Origin of the sequence: Flavobacterium bizetiae, from assembly GCF_902804475.1 — a bacterium.
GTDB classification, from domain to species: Bacteria; Bacteroidota; Bacteroidia; order Flavobacteriales; family Flavobacteriaceae; genus Flavobacterium; species Flavobacterium bizetiae.
Map to the genome: position 1 here is coordinate 82,436 of NZ_CADCSU010000055.1, position 6,743 is coordinate 89,178.

Annotated in this window: 4 protein-coding genes; 3 read left to right on the plus strand and 1 reads right to left on the minus strand. The window is 33.7% G+C overall.

Annotated elements, in window-relative coordinates; genetic code table 11:
• Positions 1–145 precede the first annotated feature (145 nt).
• From FLACOL7796_RS05330 to FLACOL7796_RS05340, 3 genes are read left to right on the plus strand one after another with little or no spacing between them, the layout of a single operon-like run.
• On the plus strand, positions 146–985 hold the full coding sequence (locus FLACOL7796_RS05330; protein WP_173969794.1) for an endonuclease/exonuclease/phosphatase family protein: 840 nt from the start codon (positions 146–148) through the stop codon (positions 983–985).
• A 1-nt stretch (position 986) separates the two neighbouring features.
• Positions 987–2,411 carry a glycoside hydrolase family 30 protein gene (locus FLACOL7796_RS05335; RefSeq protein WP_173969795.1) on the plus strand — a complete coding sequence of 475 codons (1,425 nt, stop codon included), beginning with the start codon at positions 987–989 and terminating at the stop codon, positions 2,409–2,411.
• Between the two features lie 14 nt (positions 2,412–2,425).
• On the plus strand, positions 2,426–4,651 hold the full coding sequence (locus FLACOL7796_RS05340) for a glycoside hydrolase family 3 N-terminal domain-containing protein (protein WP_173969796.1): 2,226 nt from the start codon (positions 2,426–2,428) through the stop codon (positions 4,649–4,651).
• 55 nt (positions 4,652–4,706) lie between these two features.
• Here FLACOL7796_RS05340 and FLACOL7796_RS05345 read toward each other — a convergent pair whose 3' ends face one another.
• Positions 4,707–6,728, minus strand: coding sequence for a DUF3857 domain-containing protein (locus tag FLACOL7796_RS05345; RefSeq protein WP_173969797.1), 2,022 nt, complete (start codon positions 6,726–6,728; stop codon positions 4,707–4,709).
• Positions 6,729–6,743 lie beyond the last annotated feature (15 nt).

A 6,743-nucleotide genomic window follows, 5' to 3' on the forward strand; every position in this document is an offset into this window, starting at 1 on the left:
TTTTATATTCAAAATATTTAAAGCAGAGCGCGATGATAAATTTAATATTAACCATTCTAACATTCATAATTAACATAACTTTTAAATAAGTTTTTTTCTTTAAGGCTACAGAAACATTAGCTTTACCGATTAAAATTTTTTAAAGATGAAAAAGATAAACAAAATTATTTTAGTAGTATTCCTACTTTTTGCAAGTGGATCATTCTATGGTCAAAATTTAAAAATCATGACCTATAATATTCGTTTAGATGTTGCTTCTGATGGAGAAAATGCATGGCCAAAACGAAAAGATTATTTTGCTTCTCAAATACAATTTTACAGCCCGGATATTTTTGGGGTTCAGGAAGCAACGCCAGGTCAGGTAACAGATATTGCATCGGCTTTGCCAAATTATAATAAATTTGGAGTAGGAAGAGAAGAAGGAGGAACAGGAGAGGCGTGTACGATTTATTATAAAAAAGATCGCTTTAAAGTAGAGCAGTCAAATACATTTTGGCTATCAGAAACTCCAAATGTAGTTTCAAGAGGCTGGGACGCAGCTTGTAACAGAGTTTGCACGTACGGGCTTTTTCAAGATTTAAAAACTAAAAAAACATTTTGGGTTTTTAATCTTCATCTTGATCACATGGGAGAAGAAGCAAGAATAAAAGGCGTACAGCTTGCTTTGAAAAAAATAAGCGAATTGAATACAAAGAAATATCCGGCATTTTTAATGGGAGATTTCAATTCAGAACCAGATACAAAACAAATTGCAGAAATTAAAAAAGTAATGGATGATACCAAAGATGTTTCGAAAGAAAAACCTTTTGGACCATCAGGAACGTTTAACGATTTCAAACACAACGAACCTGTAACATTATTACTCGATTATATTTTTGTTTCAAAAAACAGCGGATTAAAAATTCAAAAACATGCAGTTTTAAGTGATTCTAAAGATTTAAAATATCCATCGGATCATTTACCTGTTTTAATAGAAATAGATTAAAATGAAAAACATCAACAAAAAACTTCAAATTTTATTTTTACTGCCACTTATTGCAGTTCAGATAAAATGCGGAACTTCAAAAAATGCAGTAGCCACTTCTAATAAAGCAGAATCGTGGATAACAACAACTGATGAGTCTTTAAAACTTCAAAAGCAAAATGATTTAGTTTTTAATGCAGAAACGAATTCAAACCAGACTATTGAAGTAAATCCTTCAGAAAAATTTCAAATCATCGAAGGTTTTGGATTTTCTTTGACAGGAGGAAGCGCTCAGGCCATTTTAAAACTGGATAAAGCAAAAAAAGAAGCCCTGCTTCAGGAATTGTTTTCCAGAAAAGATGATGCCATTGGTTTAAGTTACCTTCGTATTAGTATTGGAGCTTCTGATTTGAATGAAAAAGTTTTTTCGTATGATGATTTACCGGAAGGTGAAACTGATTTAAAACTGGAAAAATTTGATTTAGGTCCGGATTTAAACGACGTTGTGCCTTTGTTAAAAGAAATTTTAGCTATTAATCCAAAAATAAAAATTATGGGTTCTCCGTGGTCGCCTCCAGTTTGGATGAAAGACAACGGAAGCTCAAAAGGCGGAAGTCTTCAACCAAAATACTATCAGGTTTATGCCGAGTATTTTGTAAAATATATTCAGGCAATGAAATCGCACGGAATTGTAATTGATGCGATTACACCTCAAAATGAGCCATTGCATCCGGGAAATAATCCAAGTTTATTAATGCTTGCTGAACAACAGGCAGATTTTATTGGCAATCATTTAGGTCCCGCTTTCGCGAAAGCTAAAATAAAAACCAAAATCGTGATTTACGATCACAATTGCAACAAACCCGAATATCCTTTAACGATTTTAAAAGATCCAAAAGCGAATCCTTTTGTAGCAGGTTCTGCATTTCATTTGTACGAAGGAGATATCAGCGCATTATCTACGGTTCATGATGCATTTCCAAATAAAGATTTGTATTTTACCGAACAATATACAGGGTCAAAAAGCAGTTTCGAATCTGACTTAAAATGGAGTGTAAAAAATGTTGTTATTGGTTCAATGCGTAACTGGAGCGTAAATGCGCTTTCGTGGGGATTAGCAAATGATGAGTATTACAAACCATTTACACCAGGCGGATGTTCTACTTGTAAAGGAGCGTTAATGATCGATCAGGCTCAGAATATCAAAAGAGAAGTAGGGTATTATATAATAGGTCACGCATCAAAATTTGTTCCTGAAGGATCAGTAAGAATAGGAAGTAATATTAGCGGAAATTTATACAATGTCGCTTTTAAAACGCCATCAGGACAAACGGTTTTAATTGTAGAAAACGACGGAACTACAACAGAAACTTTTAATATAAAATACAATCAAAAACAATTTTCAACTACCTTAAACGCAGGTGCTGTGGCTACTTATGTTTGGTAATCAAAATTAAATTCATGAAGAAATTAACCACATTTGCCTTGTTGATGGTATCGCTTTTTGCGACAGCACAACAAGAAACAATAGATCAAAAAGTAAATGCTCTATTGAAAAAAATGACCATCGAAGAAAAAATTGGTCAGCTTAATCAATATACGGGAGATAATTCGGCAACAGGACCAATCACAATTAACCCAAACAAACAAGCCGAGATAAAAGCAGGACTTATAGGTTCTATGTTAAATATTGTGGGTACAAAATACACCAGACAATATCAGGAACTGGCAATGCAATCACGTCTTAAAATTCCGTTGTTATTTGGTCAGGACGTTATTCATGGTTATAAAACAACTTTCCCGCTTCCGTTGGCCGAGGCTGCAAGTTGGGATTTACAAGCCATAGAATTAGCAGCAAGAGTTGCTGCTGTAGAAGCTTCTGCAAGCGGAATTCACTGGACATTTGCACCAATGGTAGACATTAGCCGTGATCCTCGTTGGGGACGTGTTATGGAAGGTGCCGGAGAAGACACTTACTTAGGATCTAAAATTGCTTATGCAAGAGTAAAAGGATTTCAGGGAAATAAATTAGGCGATTTAAACTCAGTTATGGCTTGCGTGAAACACTTTGCAGCGTATGGTGCAGCAGTGGGCGGAAGGGATTATAACTCAGTAGATATGAGCGAAAGAATGTTATGGGAAACTTATTTACCACCATTTAAAGCCGCTCTTGATGCAGGAGCAGCAACTTTCATGAACTCATTCAACGATTTAAATGGAATTCCTGCTACAGGAAATGCACATTTACAACGTGATATCTTAAAAGGAAAATGGAACTTTCAGGGATTTGTAGTTTCTGACTGGGGTTCGATTGGCGAAATGGTAGCACATGGATATTCTAAAGATCTTAAAGCCGCAGCACTTTCTGCAATTACTGCCGGAAGTGATATGGATATGGAAAGTAATGCTTACAGATATCATTTAGCCGACTTGGTTAAAGAAGGGAAAGTGCCTGTTGAATTAATTGATGATGCCGTAAAAAGAATTCTTCGCAAGAAATTCGAATTAGGATTATTTGATGATCCGTACAAATATTCAGATCAAAAAAGAGCTGATAAAGCTTTGAGCAATCCTGAACACAGAAAAGCAGCTCTTGATGTAGCGCAAAAAAGTATCGTTTTATTAAAGAACGAAAACGAAACTTTGCCACTTTCTAAAAACCTGAAAACGATAGCTTTTATCGGGCCAATGGTAAAAGAGTACAAAGAAAACATGGGATTCTGGTCTGTAGAATTACCTGAAGTAGATTATAATAAATGGATCGTTTCGCAATGGGATGGTTTACAAAATAAAGTAGGTAAAAATACCAAGTTGCTTTACGCTAAAGGTTGTGAAGTTGACGGAGACAATAAAGATGGTTTTGCAGAAGCTGTTGCAACTGCCAAACAAGCTGATGTTGTTATTTTGAGTATTGGAGAAAGACGCGACATGAGTGGTGAGGCAAAAAGCCGAAGTGATATTCATTTGCCAGGTGTTCAGGAAGATTTAGTAAAAGCAATTCAGGCTACAGGAAAACCAGTGGTAGTTTTGGTAAATGCAGGAAGACCTCTTATTTTTAACTGGACTGCAGATAACGTTCCTGCAATTGTTTACACTTGGTGGTTAGGAACTGAGGCTGGAAATGCAATCGCTAATGTTTTGTTTGGAGATTATAATCCGTCTGGAAAATTACCAATGACTTTCCCGAGAGAAGTAGGACAAATTCCAATTTACTACAATCACTACAGTACAGGAAGACCAGCTAAAGACGAAGATTCAAAAAATTATGTTTCAGCTTATATCGATTTAAAAAATTCACCTAAATTTCCTTTTGGATATGGTTTGAGTTATACTAAATTCAATTATTCAGATTTGAAATTATCTTCGACTAAAATGAAAAATAATGAAACCATTAAAGTTTCATTTCAATTATCGAATGCTGGAAAAGTAGCTGGAGAAGAAGTAGTACAATTGTACTTAAAAGATAAATTTGGATCAGTTGTAAGACCAGTTTTAGAATTGAGAGATTTTCAAAAAATAAAATTAAATGCAGGAGAATCTAAAACAATCGAATTTACAATCGACAAAGAGAAACTTTCTTTCTACAATGATAAATTAGAATTTGTTGCAGAACCGGGAGATTTCGAAGCTTTAATAGGAGCTTCATCAGCAGATATCAAAGTAAAATCTAATTTTGAGTTGTTATAAAACAATTCAACAACAATAAAAAAGGGCTTCGTTTTGAAGCCCTTTTTTGTTACAATTATTTTACCAGTTTTTTGAAATTAAACTTCATTAAATTCATAAAACCCTGTTCGATAATATCAATTCCCAGTCCGAAATTGCTATCTGCCACTTCGTGATGCGCATTTCTAAATTCTTCAAAATCTGCAGGCGGAATTTCTAAATTAACCAATGGTGTAAAATCGATGTTTATTGTAGCGCCATTTTTTGTGATCTTTTTTCGGCTTGTATAATCAAAATACGGATTTTTAATGGTGCTTTCCTGTGCTGTAAATTTCTCTTCAACATCTATTCTTTGATCTGTGTAAAGGTTGATTTCGTACTTTTCGTTATCAAAATTATGCCAGAAGGCGATATCAGTATGCAAAAAGTCACGAGCATTATTTTTAATTACATTTCGATCAAAATACATTAAGAAACGATTCTTTTGAGGATCTGTATAATATGGATCTTCAACCGTAGCTTTGTACTGAATGGTATATTCATTCAGCTTTTTATCATCACTGATTGTTTCGATTGTAGCATCCTTAAATATATTTCGAACATCAGTTCCGTTTCTGTCGTTATTGTAATTCAGCGTATAAAAAAAGAAATTATTCCAGCTGTCAATGATTTCTCTTTTGTTGGTGTTTTTAAAATACTTACGCATATAATTGGCGCGATTTCCTTTGTAAGTAGTCGTTAGTGAAAGCTTTCCAGTATTATTCTGAACATTAAATTCAGCTTTTTCATTTATACCATAATAAGGAAATTTATGCGATTTTTTTATTTGTAAATCCTGATTAGGTTTTACTTCTAAATAATGCATGAAGTAAATAAAACCGCGATTTTCGATCAATCCAAATTCATCACGACTTGTAGCATCAATAAAATACGTTTCGCCTTTATAATCGATTTTTACAATAACATGATTAAAAGTCAATAAAGAAGGCAAGTAATATTTAAGGTAATGATCTGTATTGAAATTTACCAAAACCACAGACGAATCGACTTTGATATAATCTAAAATTACTTTTAGTAAAACACATTTTGCCTTGCAGTCTCCTTGTTTGTTTTGATACGTGATCGAAGGTTCCTGAGGTTTGTGCCCATTCATTTCATCAGCATTAAAAACATAGTAAACATGATTTTGCACATAATCTATCGCAAACTGCAATTGTTCATCTTTGTTGGTAATGGCATCCAGTTTTTCGACTAGATTAGGAGCAAATTCCTGTAAAGACGATTTAGCATAAACCTCTTCATACAAAGGAGAAATATAATTCGATAAGTCGATCCAGTTACTATCAGTTGCAAAATCGATAAAAGGAGCAATTTCTCTATTTGTATCTACAAAATTGATGTAGTTTTGTTTTTCGATAGTAAATTTTTGACCCTTTTCTAAATAGTTAATTTCCGGAGCCAATACATTCCCGTCTTCATCTCTAAAAAACGTTTTTTTGTAAGCAATATTTTTTTTGCGATCATTGATAAAAGTAAACTTATAACTTCCGTAAGCCCAATAAGTACTTGGACTCACCCAAACGAACTTAGAAAATTCCTTACGTAAAAAGTCACGTTCTGTAAACACTTTTACTCTCGAATCTTCCATGATCAAAACATCGTAAAGACGTAAATCTTTTATCGTAATATTAATTTTTTTATTGCTGCTTAAAACACCGCCATCACTCTGGTTTTCGCTGTCTAATACTTTAATTTTCGTATCAGGAATTTTGTCAACCAAAGCACCTTCTCTCAAAACGCTTATTCTGTGTATAATATAAGTTTCATTTTCTTCGACTACAACATCCATCACCGAAGCATTTTCAAGATTAGCAGGCTCGTTAAGCGTATAAGCTACACAAGCATATTCGCTATTTTCCTCATCACTTGTATAATAAATTTTATCTAAAAAGTAGCAATAATCACGTCCTTCATCTATTTGTTTACTTGCAAAATCCGATTCCTTAATGTATTCAATAAGTTGATTGTCATTAATATTAGTAGCCCATTCTGCTGGTTTTTGAATTTTGTAATTCTCTGACTGAATAAGATTTTCCATCGATGTGTTTTTAAT

Coding starts and splice junctions, on each gene's coding strand:
- FLACOL7796_RS05330 (WP_173969794.1), top strand. CDS start 146: ATGAAAAAGATAAACAAAATTATTTTAGTAGTATTCCTACTTTTTGCA.
- FLACOL7796_RS05340 (WP_173969796.1), top strand. CDS start 2,426: ATGAAGAAATTAACCACATTTGCCTTGTTGATGGTATCGCTTTTTGCG.
- FLACOL7796_RS05345 (WP_173969797.1), bottom strand. CDS start 6,728: ATGGAAAATCTTATTCAGTCAGAGAATTACAAAATTCAAAAACCAGCA.
- FLACOL7796_RS05335 (WP_173969795.1), top strand. CDS start 987: ATGAAAAACATCAACAAAAAACTTCAAATTTTATTTTTACTGCCACTT.